Raw genomic sequence first — 20,375 nt, 5'->3', positions numbered from 1 at the left:
TTGATGATTGTGAGCACTGTATCGTTTACACTTTAATCCAATATTGTCGCTCGTGGCGGTTAGCAAAAATCGCGGAAATAGCGATATACAAAGCAAACAGCGCAACAACGCAGCGTTTTACTGTAGTGTATAGTGTAGCGATTTAGCCTACACAATACTATTGTCGAAGGGCTTCTACCATCACATTGTATTATCTTGCAAACGACACTAACCAAGGAGCAGGTAAGCTTAAATGCTAACTCTTTATCCATCTAACAAGCTCGAACACTTAAGTCTTTTGCTTAATGCTGTGCTGAAAAAAAGCGAACAAGCGGTTCTTCAAGCCAAAACAATTTTGGTTGAAAGTACGGGTATGCAGCATTGGTTGAATATGCAAATTGCTCAGCATAATGGCATTGCAATGAACCTCGAATTCCCAATGCCGACGCGTTTCGTTTGGCAATTATGCCGCAGTATATTAGGTGAAGACAAGGTACCATATCAATCCGTCTACAAGAGAGAGGTAATGCAATGGCGCATTGATAAAATACTGCAGTCTAGAGAGTTTCTGGACATGGATTTCGAGGCTTCAATTGAGTCCTATTGGCAATCCCAAGATAATATTGCAAGTTTGCAAACACGACGAATTGAGCTAAGTCGGCATATAGCGGATACCTTTGAGCAGTATTTAATGTTCCGCCCACAATGGCTGTTAACATGGGAGGATGGCGGTAGCATTGACGTTGGTGAATTAACTCAGCTGCAGAAAAACGCTTTTGAAAAGCATGAAGTTTGGCAGTCTTGGCTATGGAAGCGTCTGGTTGACGAGGAGCCAAATCATCCCGTTCGTCTTCAACAAAAAGCTATCGAACACTTAGCGGAAATGGCCCATGTATTACCAAAAGAGATCTATTTTTTCGGTATCAATACCATGGCACCGCAAACACTGTCTTTTTTTAGTGAAATAGCAAAGTACAGTCACGTTCACTTTTTCCATCTTAATCCTTGTGTTGATTATTGGGGTGATATTCGCTCAGATAAGTCACTTGCCGCAAAAGTTCGACAGGGCAAGATTGATGCTTGGATTGAACAACAGTCGATACATCCCTTACTCAGGAATCTTGGTCAGCAAGGAAAGGATCTTTTTAACTTATTAGCTAATGCACAGAACTATGAAATTGCTGCTTTTGACAGCGCCGAAGACTTTACGAATCTAAGACGTGATGACGATAACGATCAGCGCCGTATGTTAAACAGACTAGCAGCTACTCAATTGGGTATTCTTGAGGGCAAGAGTGAGCTGAGCAATGAACAGGCAAAAAACATAGTAGCACAGGAGTATGATGACTCGATAATACTCAGATCCTGCCATAGTGCTTTGCGCGAGGTGCAGGTACTACATGATTATCTCCTGCAGAAATTAAATGAAGACCCAACACTAGAAGCTCATGATATTCTCGTGATGTGCCCAGCAATCGAAGATTACTCTCCTTTTATTAATGCTATTTTCTCACGTGGAATCAGCGCTCTTAATGGCCAAGGAGAAAAGAAAGTGCCTTGCTCTATTGCCGATAGAAATCCTTTAGATGCAGAGCCTCTTATTGCTGTTTTTATGCAGATGCTTGCATTGCCTGATAGCCGTTTCAGTGTTGTCGACTTACTTTCGTTTTGCAGGAATTCGTCGGTAATGGCTAAGTTCAACCTACATGACGACGACCTGCATTTATTTACGCAATGGATTGAAAAGAGTAATATTTTTTGGGGGCTCGATGCGCAGCATCGCAGTGCCGTGCTTGGAACCAACACTGATGAAGGAGCTAAAGCTACGACTGCTGTCGACTATACCTGGGAATGGGGCTTGTCACGCTTGCTTGATGGTTTTATTTGTGGTGACCATACTCAATTCGGTGTTGATGGTAATTTGCTAATAGATGATGTTGAAGGCCAGCAGTCGATTGCCCTTGGTCGACTAATGCAGGTGATTGAGCGCTTAGAAAAACATCGACGTTTATTGTCCACATTCCGAACCATGTCGCAGTGGAAGGATTATTTGTTTGAGTTAAAAAGCGATTTGTTTGATACCAGTGAACAAACACATGACGGCGTCAAATCAACAGCGAAAGAAATGAGTAGTGACGCTTTCGCTGAAAATATGTTAAGTCAGATCCTTGGTACTTTTTTTGAACATTATGATATGGCAACAAACCTGCCTTCCAATTTAATAACGGAACAAGGTATGTCTTTTGAAAGTCTAGGCACACAGACGTGGTCAATTGCTAGTCTTAGAGCAAATCTCGAGCAAGCTTTCTCCAGTCCCGACTCTCGAAATCATTTTATGACAGGTCAAGTGACGTTTTGCTCCATGATGCCCATGCGCAGTATTCCCTTTAAGATCATTGCCATCTTAGGCTTAAATGACGAAGACTTCCCTCGCAAAAATAATCAAGTTGACGTAAACCTGATCACTCATGTCGGTCGGATGGTAGGAGATCGTTCACGCCGAGGGGATGACCGTTATTTGTTTCTCGAGGCGATATTGTCGGCACGAGAAACATTGTATTTAAGCTATCAAGGCAAGAGTATCAAAACGAATAAGGTCAAAGAACCCAGTCTTGTTTTCACTGAATTTGTTGAACATCTGCAAACACTCGATGCCAGAAATGGCGGTAACACACCGAGCTACATTGCACAGCAGGCTTTGCATCCCTTTTCAGAACACAATTTCGCTTCTCGTGATGAAAAAGGAAAGCCCAGAATTCACGATTTTCAAACAAGCTATGATACTGGGTGGTTTCGTTTAATGAATACGATAAGGAAGTTGTCGCTCAACACCCCAGATACAAACACCATTCAGTCAAAAGAACAAAGCGGTGGCGGTGACAAAAGTCTGCTCAGCAACACTTTCTCACTTGATGATTTGATTCGTTTTTATTCCGATCCTCTAAAATCATTTGCTAATAGAAGCCAAGGTCTTTACCTCGATAAAATAGAGCAAGAGTTTTCAGATGTTGAGCCCTTCACAGCAAATCAGCTTGATCGCTACACGGTGATGTCAGAAACTACACACAGCATCGCAAAGTGCATGTCTGCTGATAAAGACAGTGGAGCAGGACTTGAAATTAACGAGCTATTAGAAAATATTGCGCGAGAACATCTCGCCAGTGGAAATATACCAAACGACATAGTCAGCAGAACACTACTACAGGAATGGTTGCAAAAAAGTTGTTCTTTGGCATCCGCTTTGGCACAACATTATCCGATGGATCATAAACATCAAACATTGCTTGTGAATGCAGAAAGTGTTGGTGTAGATGAAATTCGTATTGAGTATTCATATCAACGAAGCAATGACAATAAAATAGTAGCATTTGCGCCAAGTAGTCACTCTCTCAAAAACCTCATAAGAGTCTGGTTTGTTTATCTGGCTGAGTGCGCTCAGGAGCAAGACTGTGACATCAAGGTTGCCTTCTATAACATCGGAAAAAATACTAAAAACGAAGCAACCTTAGAGCTGACGAGTTTTTCTGACATCACTCAGGCCCAAGCCCAAAGCCAGCTATCGACTCTGCTGCATTTTTACAATCAAGGTCAGCAAAAGCCGATATTGGCAATTCCGGATTTAGCTGCGAGCATAATCAAGAATTTTCGGGGTGATAAATCATTTAGTTGTGAGAGCGCAAGTCTTGATGACTATCTGCAACATCGTTCAGTTAAGGCTAAATGGGAAGATAGCTTCACTAGCCAATTCAATATACCTTTCTTTATTCAGTCGCCGTACTTCCAACATTTTTTTCCTGAGCCGCCTCTTTTTAACGCCGAGAATCTTCGCCCATTGCTTTCCTGTTTCCAACTAATGGTTGGCTCAGTGAAGACAACAAGCGCAGTGATTACTGATCCTGCGAATGCCGATGCTTGGTTGTTAGGGGAGGGAAAGTAAATGGAAATGCTAAACAACTTAACTCTGCCTTTGCATTCTCGTCATTTGATTGAGGCGAGTGCTGGCACTGGAAAGACATTCAATATTACCCGTTTGTACGTTCGCCTGTTGTTAGAGAAGAAACTCAGTGTTCAACAAATTTTGGTGATGACGTTTACGAAAGCAGCAACAGAGGAGATTAAGGCAAGAATAGCCGCTTTCATACGTGAAGTCGAAGCCGAATGGACACTTGATAAACCGAGCGAATTTACCTTGGAAATGAAGCAACGGGTAGACCAAGAAGAAGGTCAAGCATTGCTGTTATCCGCCTTATTATCTCTTGATGATGCTTCTATTTTTACAATTCATGGCTTTTGTCAGCGGGTGTTAAAGCAATTTGCCGTGGGTTTAAATGCAGATATGGAACCTGAATTACTTGCCGACACCTCCGATATTAACTTGCAAGCTACACAAGATTGGATAAGAAGGCTTTCTGGTAATGATGCAGTGTTAACAGCACTTTCTCAGCACAACTGGCATGATCCTGAGCTTTTTTATTCTGAGTTTAGAAATGCGATAGACAGTGATGAAGAACTTACCTTGATGACTGAGCTCGACTGTATACAAGAGATAGTGTGTGAGTGTCTACATTTTCTTGAGTCTTCATCTATCGATAGTATTTATGACGAACTTATTCTTCAAAAAGACATGATTTTTGAAGCCTTAGTTAATAGTCACAATGACGCTTTAGTGCGCAGCCAAGAATGGCAAGACCTAGTGACATGGTTAGCGTCACTTATTGCAGCCTCCAAACAAGCCAGTAGCCTCAACACATTGCTAAAAATAAGTGTTGAGAAAAGTATGGAAGTTTACTCTGGCCTTATCGACACTCTTACACTTCCTAAAAGTGTGAGTGCCTTTATTAATGGAAATCGTTATCGGGGTAAAGCGGACATCAAAGCCGCTTTCTCCTCTCTAAAAGCACTAAAAGATGAGCTTCATAAAGCGCTTCCTAAATGGCAGAAGAAACTCGATAGAAAGCGCGAGCAACAAGCTGTGCTGAGCATTGTTGAACAAGGGATTTATGAGATAAGGGAAAATGTTAAACGCACGAAAGTCGCGCAAAAAGTGATGGGCTTTGACGACTTAATTCGACAATTTTCCTCAGTAATTGGCTCGAACACTCATTTGGTCGACGCGGTTAGAACGCAATTTCCTGTTGCCTTGGTTGACGAGTTTCAAGATACGGATTCCCATCAATATCAAATATTAGATGCACTTTATCCAGCGAAAAGTCAGCATAGCTTGTTGATCATGATTGGCGATCCTAAACAGGCTATTTATGGTTTTCGAGGGGGCGATATATTCGTCTATTTGAAAGCAAAAAAAGATGCGGTTTATCAGTGGTTTATGGACACAAATTGGCGTTCAAGTAGCGCTATGGTTAATGCTTATAACAGAGTATTCTGGGGTTGTGATTTATCAGAAAAAACAGCACTACCGGTATTTGGTTTCGATATTCATTACGAAAAGATTGCCTCTACGGAGCATGCCTCTGCGGCAAGCATGCCTTTGCATGATCCCATCAATGCCGAGCAGGTCATACGCGGCGCAATAAGCTATATGATCGCCACTGATGGTAATGATATCAGCATTGATGATGATACCGTGCCTGTCATCCAAACTAACGCAGAGCAAGTGCAAATAGCTACTGGTAAAGCATCACATAGGCGCAAACCAAAAGAGCTCGAAGATGATTTGCTAGCGTGGATGACGAAAGAAATAAAGCGTTTATTAGCGGTGTCAACAATTGGCGCTAATAAGACCAAACCTGCTGACATTGCGATCCTCGTCAGGGACGGTAACCAGGCTAAAAGAGTACAAGATGCTTTGCTGGAAGAGGCTCTTGCCAGTGTATATCTTAGTCAGAAAAGCCCCTTGTTTGTTTCAGCCGAAGCGGTAGAGGTTTATCGTGTTTTGAATGCAATCGTAAACGTAGACAAACGTGACAAACTAACGGCGGGTTTAAGCAGCTCTCTGCTCTTAACAGCCGTCGCGAAACAAGCAATGATATCCTATGAACAGGAGCAGGTTAGCGGAGGTGATGCGCTACTTGAAGCTATGTTGAATGATATTGAACATGACTATTGGGACGCTGCTTATCATGTGTGTATCGCCTATCAAGAGCAATGGCAGGAGCGTGGTATTTTCGACTTGCTATTGACTTTGATAAAAACTAACTATGTACCCAAGCACAAAGCTGAAAGAGCAATAACGAATATGATGCACATTGCTGAGTCGCTAGCGGGTATTGCCGCGCTAAATCGGTCTTGCGACCAACAATTAGCTTGGTTGAGTCATCAAATCGCCAATGCTAGCAAAGACGAAGCGCTTCAATTACGTTTGGAAAGCGATGCTAACTTAATCAAAGTAGTTACCCTGCATGGTTCAAAAGGCTTGGAATATCCTATTGTTTTTGTGCCATTTGCATCAAGCTACAAAGATCCCACAACCAGCAAGCAACAGCAAATCACACACTTCCGCTATCAAGATATCGACAATGGAAAAGCACTATATCAATTGGGTAGTTTACAGTCGGCATTGGATGCGTACAAAGAGCAAGAGCATGCTGAAAGTATCCGCTTATTATACGTGGCAATAACTCGGGCGGAACATCGCTGTTATTTGGGCTACATTGATGATAAAAAAAGTGAGAACTCTGCTTTGAACCTTGTACTCGGTGTTCCTCAGGAAGTGCATAATACATATCATGCCGATGACGAAGCTCATTCCCTTTTACTGGCCTGGTTTTACTCTCAACTTATTGAAGCGAACAGTAAAACGCAATCGATGATGACTATCGGAACCGAATGGGCGGCGTCGACAGAGCGTTCTCGATCATCTTTTCAAGAGCAGGGTGATCAAGGTTCAAGCTTGTTGCGAAGCTCGCCAGCGCCGCTTGATCTGCAAGAGCGAAAGCCTTGGATCATCAGTTCGTTTTCAAACATGCTGCGTTTTCAATCCTCGTCCTCTAAAACTAGCTTTGATATTGCCAAACCAAATGAATTGAGCATGCATGCCGTTGAATCTTCATTAGAGCATAGCGCTACTCTTACACCATTAATTAATGCTAATGACTCATTATTCGAGCTCAGTGCGCAGAACGAGAAACTTAGCTCAACTGATAAATTCCGCTTTACTATGAAGAAAGGCGCTGATGCTGGAAATTTGCTGCATGATATTTTGGAACATATTGATTTTACTGCAGCAAATTGGAATGAGGCAGCAAGTGCGCCGCTAGCGAAATATCTATCTTTGAATGATACCGACAAGAGCCTACTTTTCGACTGGTTGCAAGAATGCCTCGAGGTACCTATTGTCGATAATATTTCACTGTCTTCTCTAGCCAAAACCAGTACTTTAAGAGAGGCCGAATTCTATTTCCCGATGGAAGCGCTCAATCTGAGGGCATTAACGACTATCTTGAATGAGTATAGATTGTCGAGGTGTGGGTCTTTTGATGTCAGTTTTAATGCCGTGAATATGCAAAATATTCCTGATTTGAGGGGGATGATGCACGGTTATATAGATCTTATTTTTGAACACGACCAGCGCTATTACGTTGCCGATTATAAATCGACTCACTTAGGCGATAGTTTTGCTCAGTACAAGGCCCAAGCTTGTCACCTTAATAATCAACATCATTTATATGACCTTCAGTATTTATTGTACAGCCTTGCTCTGCACAAATATCTACAAACAAATCTAGTTGATTATCGTTTTGACAAGCATTTTGGTGGCGTGAAATATCTGTATTTGCGAGGCATGAAAAAAATAGATGACAATACAGTAACGGGCGTATTTAGCGATCAGCTTGAATTTAAATGGATACAGGCATTGGAGTCAGCGTTTAGCATATCGTCGACGAAGTCGGATGAGGATAGTTAAGATGTTTTCAAAAATGCAAAGCTCAGCAAGTCCTTATTACTCTAGTGGTCATTGCCAATCAGTATTACAAGGTGTGGAAGCCATAGATTACTTCTTTGCGCTTAGGATGGTAAATTTACTGTTAACGAGCGACATTAAAAGAGGTGATGATGAACTTGATCTTCTTTTTCATTTATTCCTAGCCTTGTCTTTTTTTCAGCGCCAAGGACATAGTTGCCTCGATCTTGGTTGGCTTGCAGGGCAATGTCTATGGAAAGTAGGTCGGGGCGATACTGTCAAAGCCTCCGACATGCCAAACGAAGCTGTCGATGTTCATCAAAATAATGAAGATGAAGATTCCGGAGGGTATTTCTTCCCAGAGAAAGTCGCATTATCTGCATTATTGATAGCGGTAAGCGAGAGTAACGAGGTCGCTGGTGAAATACTAATGATTGCTGGCAAGCAAAGCGCGTATTCAACTGATAAACAAAGTAAGGCTTATCTTATTTTTGATGAAATCAATCATAAGTTATTTATGTCAAGACTTTGGTGCTACGAGCAGGAATGCGCTCGATTTGTTAGGCGTTCCCTCGAATCTGCAAAAGAAGCTGATTCGACTTCAATAGATGAGTTAAGCATGCATTTGTCTGAAATTTGGAGCCACTTGTTTCAATTTTCATCAGAGGCAATTAATTGGCAAGAGCTCGCAGTATTTAATGCTCTGCTATCACCACTGTCTATTATTAGCGGCGGTGCTGGCACCGGTAAAACCTACACCGCAACCCGAGTGTTGTTATCCTTGCTTCATGTGCATAGTTTGCGTGGGAGTGGCGAGGCTAGCATTATGCTTGCTGCTCCTACTGGCAAGGCCGCTCAGCGTTTGCAAGAGTCTATTGAGAAGGAACTTTTAGAACTTAGGTCGATGATCGAGGCAAATCCTCAGGCCGCTAGTGCTTTATTACCTCTAGTAAATAGCTTAGATAAGCAAAAGCAAAGCGTAACAGTGCATCGCATGATAGGACTTGGCTGGGGCAACAGTGCTCCCAAATTTAATAGCGAACGCCAACTTAACTGCGACATTTTGTTAATTGATGAAGTATCAATGCTAGATGTTTCGATGATGACTAAAATACTTCGTGCCTTGCCTCAAGGCACACGACTCTTGCTGCTTGGAGATGCAAACCAATTGCCATCAGTTGAGAGTGGTTCTGTGCTCAGTGATTTAGTGGCTGGTCCATGGCAGGGAAAAAAGACTACGGTGTCGCGTCGCAACCAGTTTTCTCATGCACATATCAAGCGTTTAATCAGCTTATGTTCAACGCTTCACTCAGATAAGGCCAATATTGACGCTCTCCAATCATTGCTTATTCAAGCATGTGATGGTGGGGCTAAAGATGCCGACAATGCCAATAATCACGTTACATTCTTACAACAAAGCCGACGTTCTAACTCTGAGATAAGCGAGTTTTCGCAAGCAATTCAGACAAACGATATACATAGCATTAGGACTATTTTTGCTTCAATGAATGACTTACAAAATAGACAAGGTGAATTCGATCGCGCAGCAGTGATGATTGACCAATCTTGCTATGTCAATAACTTCGAACTAAGCGAGGCTTTTTATGCTTCTGTTGCGACTCATTATAAGAGGGTATTTGGCTGTGATACGGTAAAGGACGCACTGCAAGAACTGCTGAGATATAGGTGTTTGAGCGCAACAAATACGGGTCCTTTTGGCACCCATGCATTGAATAATGAAATTGAAAATACAATGTCAAAAAGCCATTCTCATATTGTTAAGGGTGGGGTATATCGTGGCCTACCCATTATGGTTGTGCAGAACGACTATCGCCTGAATATTTTTAATGGTGATGTCGGTATAATCTGGCCAGATGACAACGCTGTGTTGAAAGCTTGGTTCGCCGTAACATCGCCAAAAGAAGGTATTAAAAACGACCTGAGGTCGATAAGCCTCTCAGCGCTTCCAAATTATCACCGAGTTTATGCGATGACTATTCACAAAACACAAGGCAGCGAGTTTGATAATGTTGATATTGTATTGGCGAATAAAGACAAAGCTTACTTAAGTCGAGAATTGTTGTATACGGCGGTCACTCGAGCAAGAACGAGTGTCAGATTGATAAGTAATCAAGACCTTTTTCTAAGCGCTTGTGCGCATTCTGACTACAGAGCGAGTGGTTTAATCGAAAAGTTGCATCCAAATACACAGTGTTAATCGCGAAAACCACAGACTGTTTACTCACTACGATTAAGTTGTGTCAGCGTATTATTAAAAGCACTTCTCACAATTGAGAAAGTGAGTATTTGATTGGAATTGTTCAAATTACGATTTACTTCATGTATTCTCACAGCTTGCAAGAATGATATCTCGTTACTGTCTATATTGATGAATTGCTGTGCGTCGAAGTACTGGTGTTGATGCAAACAAGCTAGCTTGCTTGACGCTGAATAGTCAATCCAACCAATAACCTGTTTAGGATAAACAATTGAGCCCTCAAGAGCACAAATATCTTCTCTGAAGGTTAAGCAAACACCAAATACTGGTCGATCAGAAAGCGTAATTTTCGTGTCGGCATCAGCGACTAAAGAGAGCACCGTTGCTTGCTTTGTATTCAGTTCCGTAACACGAGATTCTGGTAATGACATTTACTTTAGGCTGCTCTTTTTTAATTGGTGAGGAAAGGGAAGCCGATATGTAGAGCCCAAACCACCGATGATTGGTTTAACATGTATTTTTGATAATGCCGATAATGTAGAACATAATCTATAAAAAAGCAGTGATGCAGATCAATATAGGTCTAATTAGTAAGAGCAAATCTAATAAAGGAATGTGATAAATGAAATTAAGTGTTAAAAGCGGGCTGATGTTTGTTTTACTGCTAACGATGAGCCAGTTGTCTGCGTTTGCGGCACAAAAAAGTTCTGCGGCATTTTTTGACGGTAAAACTATTAAAGAAGGCTTCATTGACCTTTATTACGACAAAACTGAAGACAAAGTCTATCTGGGTTTGAAACCAGCGCAATTTCAGCAACAAATGATATTTCAAAGCAGTTTACCACAAGGTGTTGGCTCGAATGATATTGGCCTTGATCGCGGCCAGTTGGGTGATACTCGATTGGTTACTTTCGAACGTTTTGGCAATAAAGTGTTACTCAAACAATTGAATACGGGTTATAGAGCGAGTTCAACAAATGCCGCGGAGCGTCAGAGTATTGATGAAGCTTTTGCAGATTCTGTTATCGCAGGCTTTACTATTGCGAACGAATCTTTAGATGCGAACGGTGTGCCAACCATTTTTATTGATTATACTGCATTTCTTCTTTCTGATATCCACGGTGTGTCGAGTACGCTAAGTCGTACCGGGCAGGGTGGTTATTCGCTCGACAGTTCTCGTTCGGGTGTTTACTTACCGAAAACAAAAAGCTTTCAAAGTAATACCGAGCTAGAGGCGCTTGTTACTTTCGCCGGACAGCCTCAAGGTCAATATATTCGACAAGTAGCGCCCGACGCAAAAAGTGTGACGGTGCACTTGCACCATTCCTTTATTGCCTTGCCAGATGATAATTATGAAACGCGTGTATTTCATCCTTACTCTGGCTTTTGGAAACACAGTTTTGTGGATTATTCCGTTCCAATTGAAGCAAATATGGAGCAACGCTTCATTCCTCGTCATCGCTTAGCGAAGCAAAATCCTGAGGCAGAAATTAGCGAAGCTGTTGAACCTATTGTTTATTATCTTGACCCAGGGATCCCCGAGCCGGTGATGACAGCATTGCGTGAAGGTGCGCTTTGGTGGGATCAAGCGTTTGCCGCAGCAGGTTACAAAAATGCCTTTCAAGTAAAAGTTCTGCCCGAGGGCGCAGACCCTATGGATGTAAGATATAACGTTATTCAGTGGGTACACAGAGCAACGCGGGGCTGGTCTTACGGAAGTTCTGTCATCGATCCGCGCACGGGTGAAATAATAAAAGGGCACGTGACTTTAGGCTCCTTAAGAGTCAGACAAGACTATTTAATTGCCCTTGGCATGACAAGTCCATTTGATACCGAAAATAGTGATATCAGTACGCATAAAAACATGGCTTTGGACCGTATTCGTCAATTATCAGCGCATGAAGTTGGACACACACTAGGAATAGCGCATAATTTTGCAGCGAGCGAAAACAACAGAGCATCTGTGATGGACTATCCTCACCCCCTGTTCGAGTTGGAGAAAGGCAAAGTCGTATTTAAAAACGCTTACGATAAAGGTATTGGTGAGTGGGATAAGTACGTCGTACAGTATGGCTACCAAGACTTTCCAGCGGGAGTTGATGAATCAATAGAATTAGCAGAGCTCGTTGCAGCAACACAACGCAAAGGCCTGTTATATAAATCTGATCCAGATGCAAGAATTTCCAAAAGAGCGTCGGCAGACGGCCATTTATGGGATAACGGCAGGGATGCAATCGATGAGTTTCAACGCCTTAGTGAAGTGCGAAAAGTTGCACTAGAGAACTTCGGTGTAAATTCACTTCCCATTGGTGACGCCTTATCTTCTCTTGAAGAACGACTTGTACCTATCTACTATTCTCATCGCTTTCAGTTAAATGCTCTGGTGAAGCAACTATCAGGTGTTCACTATTACTATGAGGTGAAAGGGAAAGATGCTCCAAAAGGTATTCGTTTTGTTGAAGGTAAAAAGCAACATCAAGCCCTTGAGCTAATGCTTCAAAGTGCAAGTGCAGACTATCTGCGAATACCTGCTTCACTTAACGCACTTATTACCCCTAAAGCTTATGGTAGTAATCGAACACGGGAAAGCACAAACGGGCGCATGGGAATTGCCTTTGACGCGATCAGTGCGGCTGAGGCAGCTTCGGGGTATTCTGTGAATCAGATCCTTGAACCAACTCGCCTTAACAGACTCGCGTATCAGCATAATCAAGACAATACTATCCCAAGCCCCGAGGAAGTCTTTCAGCAGGTATTTGATACTTTGATTAAAACCTGGTCAGATGACGTGCTCGAGCAGCGCATTCGACAAACGGCTTTGAGTATTTATTTCGATGCTATGGCCTCTGATGAGCTTGCCCCTGAGTTAAAACTATCAATGCAAGCCCAGTTATTAGACTATCAGCGTTACTTAGAAAAGAATGATCGTAAGCCACAAGCTAAGGTGCTTAAACAGTATCTTGCTCATTATTGGCAAACCGGCGTATGGCTAGGCAGTTTTGCAGTAAAACAATTGCCACCGGGCTCACCCATTTAAATGACCCTGCTATAGCGCATTTGATGTGCGGGCTGGCTTAGATATTGATCAAAGCTCATACAAATATTACGGACTAGCATCCTTCCTTTGGGTGCTACCGTTATGCGCTTATCATCAATACTAACAAGCTTATCTTCCACAAAGCTCTGTAGGTCACGTAGCTCAGCGTCAAAGTAGCTGTTGAAATCGATGTTGAAAATCTCTTCGATATGTTTTTTCTGCAAAGTAAAGTTACACATCAAACCATGTATCACAGCACGTCGTACCTTATCATCTTCAGTCAGTGTTACGCCTTTTACAATAGCTGAGCACGCAGTGTTGATCATCTTGTAATAGCCTTGCAGGTCTTTTTCGTTTTGCGCATAAAAACCATTAACACTACTAATAGATGACACACCAAGACCAAGCAAAGCAGAGTGCTGCTTTGGCGTATAACCTTGGAAATTGCGATGCAGATAACCACCTTTAAGCGCTCTACTGAGTTCATCATTGGGTTTGGCGAAATGATCCATACCGATGAAAACGTATCCCGCTTCAGTAAGAGCATCGATGCCCATGCGCAGTAAATCGAACTTGGCGTGGGCTGTTGGTAGCCACTCATCTTTTATTTTGCGTTGTGCAGCAAATTGGCTTGGAAGATGCGCGTAGCTGAATAAAGAAATACGATCGGGGTCTATTTTAATTACCTTTGCCAGTGTTTTAGAGAAGGTGTCGGCAGTTTGAAGGGGAAGGCCGTAAATCAAATCAAGGTTTACCGATTTGAAGGAGAATTGCTTAGCTCTCTCAACCAAGCGCTCGATAAATTCTGTACTTTGAACACGGTTAATTTTTTCCTGAACTTGCGCATCGATGTCTTGCACACCAATACTTAGACGATTAAAGCCAACATTCGCAAGATCATCGACGTAACTTAGTTCAATATTACGTGGGTCAATTTCAATACCCGCCTCAAACTCCTCGCAAAAATTGAAATTATTCTGTAAGTGAGTCATTAGCGCATCGAGTTGTGGCCGGTTAAGAAAGCTCGGCGTACCGCCACCTAAGTGCAACTGCGACACTCTTTGCGATGAGAACTGTTCGCCTCGATGGGATATTTCTTTGAAAAGGTACTCGAGATATTGGTCGGCCTTGTGCTTGTGTCTGGTGACTATCTTATTGCAGCCGCAGTAATAACAAAGGGAGTGGCAAAATGGAATGTGAATATACAGCGATAGAGCTTGATCATGCATATTAATAACAAGCTCTTGAAAGTTCGACTCGGAAAACTGCTCATTGAACGCAAGGGCTGTCGGATATGATGTATAACGTGGGCCTGCTGTATTGTATTTCGAGAGTATTTTCTTATCAAAGTAGTCTAAAGCTGCCATTCACCATTACCTTATTGTTGCTAATCGAGTATCTATATGGCGCTAGTATAAGGGCGCAATGGCAAACGAACTTTGATCTCAAACAGCTTTTTGCGACTTATCGTTTAGCTAAACTCCTTTAACTGGACAAATAGTGCAGGCTAATCAAGCTATATCACTACAATCAATTACACTTATGACCTCAAACACAATAACATTTTGTTTACAGTTAATGCTTGCAATAAGCAGCATCTTTAGAGGAATCACTCAATGGCGCAGCTATATCTCGTTCGTCATGGCCAAGCGTCATTTGGTGCAGCCGATTACGACAAGTTAAGCGAGTTAGGTCAGCAGCAATCTTTATTGCTAGGTCAATACTTTTTTGAACGGAATACTCATTTTGACCACATCATTACCGGCAGCATGTTGCGGCACAAAGAAACGGCTGACGGCATTCAACAAGGCTTAGCATCTAATCTTGAACAAGAGGTTGACGCTGGCTGGAATGAGTTTGATTTTGGCGCGGTAGTTAAGGCATATATTAGTTTACATCCAAATGAAAAACCAAAAGATGATGCGCCGAGAGCAGTCTTCTATCGACTGTTGAAAGTAGCGATGTATGCTTGGTCAAAACAGGAGCTTGGTGATGGGCTGCCGGAGACTTGGCAGGAGTTTAGGGGCAGAGTTCAACAATCAGTCGACAATCTATGCGCAAGCCCATACAAGAAAGTGCTTGTAGCAAGCTCCGGCGGCGCTATCGCTATGGCGATGATGAATATGTTGAATTTGAGTGTAGAAAATACAGTGAATGTTAATTTACAAATAAAAAATACAAGTGTTAGCCATTTCTTTTTTAACAAGCAAGGCATGCAACTGGCTAGCTTTAACAATGTTGGGCACCTCGATACACCAGAACGTGAGAAATTAATTAGCTATAGCTAATTACATTGAACAGCAAACTCGGTACGACTGAATGAACCATGTAAATGAGGCACAAATATGAATTTTGATTACAGCGACTCTACCAAAGCACGCATCGCGAAATTAAACGCATTTATGGATGAACATGTTTATCCAAATGAAGAAAAGTATCACCAGATGGTGCACGCTAGTGACGATCCTTGGCAAACTCCGGCACTGATGGAAGAACTAAAGGAAAAAGCAAAAGCGGCCAAGCTGTGGAATTTATTCTTACCAGAAGAGTATCTTCCGCATGGCGCGGGTTTAAGTAATTTAGAATACGCGCCCTTGTGCGAAATCATGGGGCGGTCGATGTGGTCATCAGAAATATTCAATTGCAGTGCCCCTGATACAGGCAACATGGAAGTACTTGCGAAATACGGCAATGATCAACAAAAAGCTAAATGGCTAGTGCCACTACTCAACGGTGAAATACGCTCTGCATTTGCCATGACAGAGCCGGAAGTGGCTTCGTCTGACGCTACTAATATTGAAACTTCAATTGTGAAAGAGGGTGACGACTACGTTATTAACGGTCGTAAATGGTATACCAGTGGTGCGATGAATCGCAATTGCAAAATAATGGTGGTGATGGGCAAAACAGATCCATCGGCAGCTCGTCATCAGCAACAATCGCAAATACTCGTTGAACTTGATCATCCAGGTGTGACGGTAGTTCGTCCAATGTCTGCAATGGGCTATCTCGATGAGCCTGTTGGTCATGCTGAAGTGTTATTTGAGAACGTTCGAGTGCCAGCAGCTAACTTGCTGGTGGGCGAAGGAAAGGGCTTTGAAATAGCACAAGGACGCTTGGGCCCGGGTCGAATTCATCACTGTATGCGCCTGATTGGCTGTGCCCAACGAGCGCTTGATATGGCATGCGAACGTGTAGAGCAACGTATTGCTTTCGGTCAACCACTTAGCAAACAGCAGTCGGTGCGCGAAAGCATCGCTAGCATGTATTGTAAAATTGAACAGGCGCGCTTACTTACATTGAAGGCGGCTGATCATATGGATAAATACGGTAATAAAGTGGCTAAGAATATTATCGCAGCGATCAAGATTGTTGCACCTAAAATGGCATGTGAAGTAATCGATGAATCAATTCAAATGCATGGTGCAATGGGCACGTCTCAAGACACAGTGTTAAGCGCGACACTGGCTTATGCCCGAACGATACGTTTGGCTGATGGCCCAGACCAAGTGCACATGATGCAATTGGGTAGAAACCTAGTAAAGCAGCAAGCTGAGAAAAAAGCATAAATGGCAGCTTCTCATAACATTCAACCCGACTTAGCTCTGCTCCAAGCTTATCTTGATAAGCAAGCTGTAGAAATAGGCAGGCTTGTGAGCATCGAAAAGTTTTCTGGTGGGCAATCAAACCCCACTTTTAAGCTTTGCTCAGACCAAGGCGAGTTTGTGTTGCGTCGCCAACCTCTAGGCAAATTACTTAAATCGGCTCATGCCGTCGATAGAGAGTTTCGTATTATCTCTGCTCTGCACAATAGCAAAGTGCCTGTTCCCTCGGCCGTTCATCTTTGTAACGATACACAAGTGATTGGTAGCCAGTTCTGCATAATGAGCTTCGTAAAAGGAAGTATTTATTGGGATGCTGCATTGCCTACTTTTGATGAACTTTACGGAACAGAGCAAGCCAAGGTGTCGAGAACTGAAATATATGACCAAATGAACTTAGCGCTGACGAAGCTGCATCAATTAAATCCGCAGGACTTAGGTTTAGCTGACTACGGAAAGCCTGGGAACTATTTCTCACGCCAGCTCGACCGTTGGACCAAGCAATACATTGCATCGAAAACCGAAGACAACAAAGATGCAGATTCGCTAATGAAATGGCTCAGCAACAATATTCCTGATGACGATGGTAAAATAAGTATCGTACACGGTGATTTTAGATTGGATAATTTTGTTTTTGACAGTAGTTGTCATCAAATGATCGCGATATTGGATTGGGAATTATCAACCTTAGGGCATCCGTATGCAGATCTAGCTTATCAGTGTATGCAATTGCGTCTGCCATCAAATATGGGCAATGTACCTGGTTTAGGCTCGATCGAAAGAGGCGCATTAGGCATCCCCTCTGAAGCAGAATATGTGGCTCGCTATTGCAAGCGTATGGATTTAGATATGATTCCTAATTGGAAATTCTATATCGCATTTAGCTTTTTTCGCCTATTTTCTATTGTACAAGGCGTTGTTAAACGAGCTAAAGATGGCAATGCATCAAATGCCAAAGCACTGGAGCTAGAAGCATTGTTAAAACCACTATCTACACTTGCGCTAACGGCGCTTAAAGAAAAGGATTAAGATGAAAGCAATAGTATGTAATGAATTTGCTCCGGTAAGTGAGCTTAAGTTTGAAGACCGTGATGCTCCAATAGCAGGCAAAGGACAGGTGGTCATCGATGTTGCTGCAGCAGGCGTTAACTTTCCTGATTCACTTTTAGTACAAGGGCTGTATCAAATGAAACCCGACTTGCCCTTTATTCCCGGGAGTGAGGTTGCTGGTACGATTGCCGAAATAGGCGAGGGCGTTCAGCACCTTAAACTTGGCCAAAAGGTGATCGGCCTTTGTATGTTGGGAGGTTATGCTGAAAAAGTGGCCCTGCCGATGACCCACGTTGTTCCGATTCCAGATACTATTCCTTTAGATCAAGCTGCTGCCTTAGTCACAGCTCACGCTACGGCTCACCATGCTTTAAAACAGCGTGCAAATTTGAGTAAGGACGATGTTTTGCTGGTAACAGGTGCAGCTGGTGGCACTGGCCTAGCGGCAGTTCAAATTGGTAAGCTAATGGGCGCAACCGTTATAGCGGTATGTTCAACAGATGACAAATGTGATGTTGCAAAAGAAAATGGGGCTGATATTTGCATTAATTATCAAAAAGAAGACCTCAAAGCTGCCATAAAATCACACACTAACGGCAAAGGGGTTGACGTTGTGTACGAGTGTGTAGGCGGCGATATGTTTAACACTTGCGCACGTTCAATGGCTTGGAATGGCCGTTTATTGGTCATTGGATTTGCTGGTGGCGAAATTCCCAAATTTGCTGTTAATCTTGCTTTAGTAAAAGGCTTCTCTGTTGTTGGTGTATTCTGGGGTTCCTTTACTCAACATCAACCCAATGATTTTATGGCGAATATGAAAGAACTATTAACTTGGTGTGCTCAGGGCAAAGTGAAGGTTGTTATCGATGAGGCATTTCCGCTACAAAATGCAATAGCAGCAATCGCAAAAGTCACAGATAGAAAAGTCAAAGGAAAGATAGTCTTACTTCCTTAGTTTTTACTGAGCTCATAAAAAAGGCGACTCTCGACGAGTCGCCTAAGTGGCAAGGTTTCCCCCGCCTACCATGTTGAAAGTTTTCAATATGGAGGGATTAACATAGCTTCCCTTAAATTCTATCCTGAAGCGCCGCTGCGATAGGATTATCAGAAAGACCTTGCTCTGATATCCAAGCTTGAAGTGTCTTACCATCGGATTCAGGTTGTTGTAGATTTTTCTTTGGCATTTTCTTGACTAGCAAGGTACCAGCTTCAACCGCGTTATTTAGAACAGCGGCACGTATCATGCTGTTGCCGTTGCACTTTACGCCTTCGTAATAATCTTTGAGCTTTAATCTAAAGTTGGATTGCACGACTTTGATTTTCTTGCGAAGCTCACTTTTGTCGTCGGCGACCACAATCTTACATATATTTGATAGCGCAGCAGTGACATCATCGCTAGCTTTGGCCGGGGTTGACACGAAAGCCATTGGAACGAGTACTGCTAGAGCGCATAGTTTCATTTTCAACATGATTTACACCTCTGTTTCGTTTTGGGAACGGTGCGAATATAGACTTAAGTGTAGTACGATTCACTGCCTTATAGAATACTAAGGTATTTTAAGTAATACCAATATGATCCTTTAGTAATATATAAGGTTATATTAAACAATAACTTAGCTCTAGGGCTTGTTACTTGTAATTTAGTATGATTTTGTTATTTTTTTAAACGTTCACTCTGCAGCCCTACCAGGACGTGACCCCGCCATCAACAGCTATTGTTTGCCCATTCATATACGTATTGCCGGGCGATAATAATAGAAGCATTACATTGACCATTTCTTGGGGATCTCCGAGCCTTTTCATTGGCGTGCCCTTGGCAAGTGTTGCTCTGATTTCTTCAGAGTTAAGGCCTTCAACGTCCATTATATTTGTTGGGCTGAAAAACGGGCATATGGCGTTTGTTTGAATATTATAGCGTGCGTATTCAACGGCTGCTGTTTTAGTAATTCCTGCCACAGCATGTTTTGCAGCAACATAAGCGCCGGCTTTTGGTGCACCTCCTAGTCCAGCCAGAGAGCTCACGTTAAGAATATGTCCATGACCCGCTTTAAGCATGGCAGGAATTTGGTATTTCATTCCAAAAGCGACCCCCTTTACATTGACCGCAAATTGCTGATCAAATATTTCTTCAGTGAGTTCGTGTGTCGCGGCCATTTCATGTGCGATTCCTGCATTATTAACCGCGATGTCAAGTTGGCCAAACTCGCTACAAGCAAGTTCAACTAGCGCTTTAGCTGAAGATTCATGTTGCACGTCGGCGACAAGTGTTCTAGCGTTATTTGGCTGCATTAACGTGGCTAAGGTCTCATCAAGTCCAGCCTGATTAATATCGCTCAACACCAAGTTGCAAGCGCGTTTATTAAGTTCTTTTGCCAATAGGCGACCAAAACCATTGGCAGCGCCTGTGATGATTGCTGTTTTATTGGTGAAATCTAATAAGCTATCCATGAAGTTTCCTTGTGTTTTATTTTTAGTTGGTATTAAGGCTATGAATTTGTTGATTTTGGCGTTTTATTGAAGCCGATAGCAATGTTAATCAATTGTAAATTCAATTTATTGTAGCTCAGTATAGTGAAGCAAGATTACAAAGACTATTTAGATTCTCAATGTATAACTATATTGCTAAGG

At 42.5% G+C, this 20,375-nt stretch carries 12 protein-coding genes; 8 read left to right on the top strand and 4 right to left on the bottom strand.

The window, feature by feature from the left end:
• The first annotated feature begins 232 nt into the window (after positions 1-232).
• The 3 genes from recC to recD are packed head-to-tail and all read left to right on the top strand — an operon-like array spanning position 233 to position 10,058.
• Positions 233-3,916, top strand: coding sequence for an exodeoxyribonuclease V subunit gamma (gene recC / locus ISG33_RS06440; protein WP_195732667.1), 3,684 nt, complete (start codon positions 233-235; stop codon positions 3,914-3,916).
• Positions 3,917-7,843 (top strand): UvrD-helicase domain-containing protein, encoded by a 3,927-nt coding sequence (locus tag ISG33_RS06435; RefSeq protein WP_195732666.1) that lies wholly within the window; start codon positions 3,917-3,919, stop codon positions 7,841-7,843.
• 1 nt (position 7,844) lies between these two features.
• Complete coding sequence (gene recD, locus ISG33_RS06430) at positions 7,845-10,058, top strand: exodeoxyribonuclease V subunit alpha (RefSeq protein WP_195732665.1); 2,214 nt, start codon at positions 7,845-7,847, stop codon at positions 10,056-10,058.
• Between the two features lie 20 nt (positions 10,059-10,078).
• On the opposite strand, the gene ISG33_RS06425 is transcribed toward recD, so the two are convergent.
• Entirely contained in the window at positions 10,079-10,489 is a 411-nt protein-coding gene (locus tag ISG33_RS06425; RefSeq protein ID WP_195732664.1) for a hypothetical protein, read from the bottom strand.
• Between the two features lie 191 nt (positions 10,490-10,680).
• Here ISG33_RS06425 and ISG33_RS06420 point away from each other — a divergent pair, with 191 nt between their 5' ends.
• Positions 10,681-13,095, top strand: coding sequence for a zinc-dependent metalloprotease (locus tag ISG33_RS06420; protein WP_195732663.1), 2,415 nt, complete (start codon positions 10,681-10,683; stop codon positions 13,093-13,095).
• On the opposite strand, the gene hemN is transcribed toward ISG33_RS06420, so the two are convergent.
• Entirely contained in the window at positions 13,092-14,462 is a 1,371-nt protein-coding gene (gene hemN / locus ISG33_RS06415) for an oxygen-independent coproporphyrinogen III oxidase (protein ID WP_195732662.1), read from the bottom strand. The genes ISG33_RS06420 and hemN overlap by 4 nt on opposite strands.
• Positions 14,463-14,711: 249 nt before the next feature.
• Here hemN and ISG33_RS06410 point away from each other — a divergent pair, with 249 nt between their 5' ends.
• The 4 genes from ISG33_RS06410 to ISG33_RS06395 are packed head-to-tail and all read left to right on the top strand — an operon-like array spanning position 14,712 to position 18,702.
• Positions 14,712-15,383, top strand: coding sequence for a histidine phosphatase family protein (locus ISG33_RS06410; protein ID WP_195732661.1), 672 nt, complete (start codon positions 14,712-14,714; stop codon positions 15,381-15,383).
• Positions 15,384-15,440: 57 nt separating this feature from the next.
• The gene (locus ISG33_RS06405) at positions 15,441-16,664 is read left to right on the top strand and encodes an acyl-CoA dehydrogenase family protein (RefSeq protein ID WP_195732660.1); all 1,224 of its coding nucleotides are present in this window, start codon (positions 15,441-15,443) and stop codon (positions 16,662-16,664) included.
• Positions 16,665-17,726 carry a phosphotransferase family protein gene (locus ISG33_RS06400; RefSeq protein WP_195732659.1) on the top strand — a complete coding sequence of 354 codons (1,062 nt, stop codon included), beginning with the start codon at positions 16,665-16,667 and terminating at the stop codon, positions 17,724-17,726.
• A 1-nt stretch (position 17,727) separates the two neighbouring features.
• Positions 17,728-18,702 (top strand): NADPH:quinone oxidoreductase family protein, encoded by a 975-nt coding sequence (locus ISG33_RS06395; protein ID WP_195732658.1) that lies wholly within the window; start codon positions 17,728-17,730, stop codon positions 18,700-18,702.
• Positions 18,703-18,814: 112 nt separating this feature from the next.
• On the opposite strand, the gene ISG33_RS06390 is transcribed toward ISG33_RS06395, so the two are convergent.
• The gene (locus ISG33_RS06390; RefSeq protein ID WP_370545304.1) at positions 18,815-19,174 is read right to left on the bottom strand and encodes a DUF3718 domain-containing protein; all 360 of its coding nucleotides are present in this window, start codon (positions 19,172-19,174) and stop codon (positions 18,815-18,817) included.
• Between the two features lie 256 nt (positions 19,175-19,430).
• Complete coding sequence (locus ISG33_RS06385) at positions 19,431-20,195, bottom strand: SDR family NAD(P)-dependent oxidoreductase (RefSeq protein WP_195732656.1); 765 nt, start codon at positions 20,193-20,195, stop codon at positions 19,431-19,433.
• Between the last annotated feature and the right edge of the window lie 180 nt (positions 20,196-20,375).

Origin of the sequence: Marinibium conchae, assembly GCF_015595035.1 — a bacterium.
Taxonomy (GTDB): Bacteria; Pseudomonadota; Gammaproteobacteria; order Enterobacterales; family Alteromonadaceae; genus Glaciecola.
Note: the sequence above shows the minus strand (reverse complement) of the source record. Positions and strands in the feature narration are given on the sequence as shown.

Bases quoted from the DNA above. Each gene is read 5' to 3' on its own strand.
- recC (WP_195732667.1), top strand. From the start codon at position 233: ATGCTAACTCTTTATCCATCTAACAAGCTCGAACACTTAAGTCTTTTG.
- ISG33_RS06435 (WP_195732666.1), top strand. From the start codon at position 3,917: ATGGAAATGCTAAACAACTTAACTCTGCCTTTGCATTCTCGTCATTTG.
- recD (WP_195732665.1), top strand. From the start codon at position 7,845: ATGTTTTCAAAAATGCAAAGCTCAGCAAGTCCTTATTACTCTAGTGGT.
- ISG33_RS06425 (WP_195732664.1), bottom strand. From the start codon at position 10,489: ATGTCATTACCAGAATCTCGTGTTACGGAACTGAATACAAAGCAAGCA.
- ISG33_RS06420 (WP_195732663.1), top strand. From the start codon at position 10,681: ATGAAATTAAGTGTTAAAAGCGGGCTGATGTTTGTTTTACTGCTAACG.
- hemN (WP_195732662.1), bottom strand. From the start codon at position 14,462: ATGGCAGCTTTAGACTACTTTGATAAGAAAATACTCTCGAAATACAAT.
- ISG33_RS06410 (WP_195732661.1), top strand. From the start codon at position 14,712: ATGGCGCAGCTATATCTCGTTCGTCATGGCCAAGCGTCATTTGGTGCA.
- ISG33_RS06405 (WP_195732660.1), top strand. From the start codon at position 15,441: ATGAATTTTGATTACAGCGACTCTACCAAAGCACGCATCGCGAAATTA.
- ISG33_RS06400 (WP_195732659.1), top strand. From the start codon at position 16,665: ATGGCAGCTTCTCATAACATTCAACCCGACTTAGCTCTGCTCCAAGCT.
- ISG33_RS06395 (WP_195732658.1), top strand. From the start codon at position 17,728: ATGAAAGCAATAGTATGTAATGAATTTGCTCCGGTAAGTGAGCTTAAG.
- ISG33_RS06390 (WP_370545304.1), bottom strand. From the start codon at position 19,174: ATGGCTTTCGTGTCAACCCCGGCCAAAGCTAGCGATGATGTCACTGCT.
- ISG33_RS06385 (WP_195732656.1), bottom strand. From the start codon at position 20,195: ATGGATAGCTTATTAGATTTCACCAATAAAACAGCAATCATCACAGGC.